Source organism: Mesorhizobium sp. M7A.F.Ca.CA.004.12.1.1 (genome assembly GCF_003997835.1).
In the GTDB taxonomy this organism is placed as follows: domain Bacteria; phylum Pseudomonadota; class Alphaproteobacteria; order Rhizobiales; family Rhizobiaceae; genus Mesorhizobium.
Genome location: NZ_RZRK01000814.1, coordinates 1 through 2706, shown reverse-complemented (window position 1 = coordinate 2706; position 2706 = coordinate 1). Strand labels below are relative to the sequence as shown.

The 2706-nt window shown below is 64.4% G+C and carries 3 protein-coding genes; all 3 read right to left on the bottom strand.

The annotated features are described in order from the left end of the window. The coding region (locus EN984_RS30065) for a fumarylacetoacetate hydrolase family protein (RefSeq protein ID WP_206517516.1) at positions 1-446 on the bottom strand (446 nt) is incomplete at its 3' end. 218 nt (positions 447-664) lie between these two features. Next, positions 665-1396: an SDR family oxidoreductase gene (locus tag EN984_RS30060; protein WP_127272470.1), complete on the bottom strand. Its 732-nt coding sequence runs from the start codon at positions 1394-1396 to the stop codon at positions 665-667. Positions 1397-1583: 187 nt separating this feature from the next. Continuing rightward, the coding region (locus tag EN984_RS30055) for an aldehyde dehydrogenase family protein (protein WP_127384173.1) at positions 1584-2706 on the bottom strand (1123 nt) is incomplete at its 5' end.

Here is a 2706-nt window from a genome sequence, read left to right as displayed (position 1 = left end):
CCGGCAACATAGTCGAGCGCATCGGCCTCGCTGACATACTTGGCGGTTTTGCCGATGATTACGGCCAGTTCGACTTCCCAGTCGGTCTTCTCCGAGCCGCGCGGGATCAGCACGTCGTCATCCGGCCCGACAATGGCCGAGCTTGCCTTCATGAAGATGATCGGCTCCGGCGGCACGGTGGCGCCGGTTTCGGCGGCATGGTCGGAATAGTTGAGGCCGATGCAGATGAACTTGCCGGTGCCGGCAACGCAGGCGCCAAGGCGCGGGCTGCCGGAAACCGCCGGCAGCGACTTCGGATCGAGCTTGGCCAGTGCCGCCAGCGATGCCGGGTCGAGCGTCTTGCCGCCGATATCGGTGACGTGAGCGGAGAGATCACGGATCGTTCCATCCGCATCGAGCAGGCCGGGACGTTCGCTTCCCACCTCGCCATAGCGCAGCAGTTTCATCTAAATCCTTCTCCTGATTGCGGCCTCGTGGCCTTTTGCAAACTTTCCGCCAAGGCGATTGCGCCTTCAAGGAACCGGCGGACCGTACCCATCGACCTGACTACGGACAAGCGCGATCGCCATACAAGATAGCCGGCGCGCGGGATTTTCAGACTCTTCGATCCCCTGTCAAACGCCGGGAAAGGGCCAGATCGTCCGGCTCGGCAAGATTTCCGCAGTCAGATCGACCAGCCGCCATCGATATTGTAGGCCTGCCCTGACGTATAGGTGGCGCCGGCCAGATAGACGGCGAGATCCGCGATCTCCTCCGGCGTGCCGAGCCGGCCCATCGGCTGGCGGGCGATGAAGGCTGCGCGGGCGGCATCGTAGTCGCCTTGCGCGTGCATGCGGTCCTGCAGCGACGGGCTCTCGACCGTGCCGGGGCAGATGGCGTTGCAGCGTATACCCTTGCCGACATAGTCGGCGGCGATCGCCTTGGTCAGGCCGATGACGGCGGCCTTGGTCAGGCCATAGACGAAGCGGTTGGGCACGCCCTTGGTTGAACTGGCCAGCGAGGCCATGTTGATGATCGATCCGTCGCCGCGTTCCAGCATGCCGGGCAGCACGGCCCGGCTGGTGCGGATCATGGCGCGAACATTGAGATCCAGCGCGAAATCGAGATCGGCTTCCTTCATCTCGAGGATCGAGCCGGAATGGACGAAACCGGCGCAATTGAACAGAACGTCGACGACGCCGATCTCGGCAAAGGCGGCGTTGACGGCTTCGTCGTTGAGTACGTCCAGCTTGCGGGTCTTGATCCCCGGCGTCCTGGCGAGTTCCGCCAGCAGTGCCTCGTTGATGTCGGTGGCGTGGACGATGGCGCCAGCTTTTGCGAACGCCAGTGCGCTCGCCTTGCCGATGCCTTGCGCCGCTGCCGTGACGACAACGACCTTGCCTGCCAGATCCGACATACTGTTCTCCTCGTCCGCTGGGGATAGTCCGGGTCTACCTGCGGCTGGCCAAGGCGTCATGTGCCAGTCACGCGTGATCGTGCAGCCTGCGCCGTTGACCGTTCACTGATAAAGATGTTTTTTCTCGTTAAAGAACATCTGTCCGTGCGTCAAGCCCGAACACGATCTCGACAGCACCGGCGGGACATCAATCGCCGTAAGGCACCCAGACATTCTTGACCTCGACGGCGCGGCGCAGGAAGGCGTCGCCGGCGGCTTCGTCGGATGCCCAGTCGAGGCTGCGGCCATTGCCGCTCCAGACGCGCTTGAGGTTGCCGATGGACTCTGCCTCCGCCTTGGCGCAGGTCTCTGCGTCGGCGAACACCCAGAGCCCGTCGACATCGTCATGCTTGGCCAGCACGCCGGCAAGTTCGGCGCTGCGGCCGGTGACGATGTTGATGGCGCCTGAGGGAATGTCGGAATATTCGATGACCTGGTAGAGATCGGTGGCCAGCAGCGGGTAGCGCTCCGACGGCACCGCAACCACGGTGTTGCCCATGGCCAGCGCCGGTGCGACCAGCGAGATCAGACCGAGCAGCGGCGAGCTATCGGGGGCGACGATGCCGACGACGCCGACCGGTTCATGAAGCGCCAGCGTCACGGCACGCGCCGGCGGCTGGTGCACGCGGCCCTCGAACTTGTCGGCCAGACCGGCATAGAGGAACAGCCGTTCAATGGATTGTTCTACCTCTTCCCGCGCGGCCTTGGGCGTAGCGCCGGTCAATTCGGTGAGACGGGCGGCGAACTCGCCGGCACGGCCGGAAAGATTCTCGGCCAGATAATAGAGCACCTGGGACCTGTTATAGGCGGTCGCCTCCGGCCAGGCCTTGGCACCGCGGGCGGCAGAGACGGCATCGCGGATATCCTTGCGGCTGCCGAGCCCAACTTCGCCGGCAAGCTTGCCCTTGGCGGTGGCGATGGCGAGCGAATAATTGCCGTCCGGCCGAACCTGCTTGCCGCCGATGAACAGCTTTGCGGTGCGGTCGATTGCCGAGCCGTCGGCCTGCTCGACTGGCTGTGCGGAGGTCGTCGCCGGCTTGATGACCGGGCCGAGCGGCAGCTTTGCCGTGAGATATTCGAACATGCCCTCGCGCCCGCCCTCGCGGCCGAAACCGCTCTCGCGGTAGCCGCCGAAGCCACAGGCGGCGTCGAACATGTTGGTGCCGTTGACCCAGACCACGCCGGCCTTCAATTGCGGCGCGACGTGCAAAGCAAGGTTGACGTTCTCGCTCCACACCGAGGCGGCGAGGCCATAGCGCGTGTTGTTGGCT

Bases quoted from the DNA above. Each gene is read 5' to 3' on its own strand.
- EN984_RS30060 (WP_127272470.1), bottom strand. From the start codon at position 1,396: ATGTCGGATCTGGCAGGCAAGGTCGTTGTCGTCACGGCAGCGGCGCAA.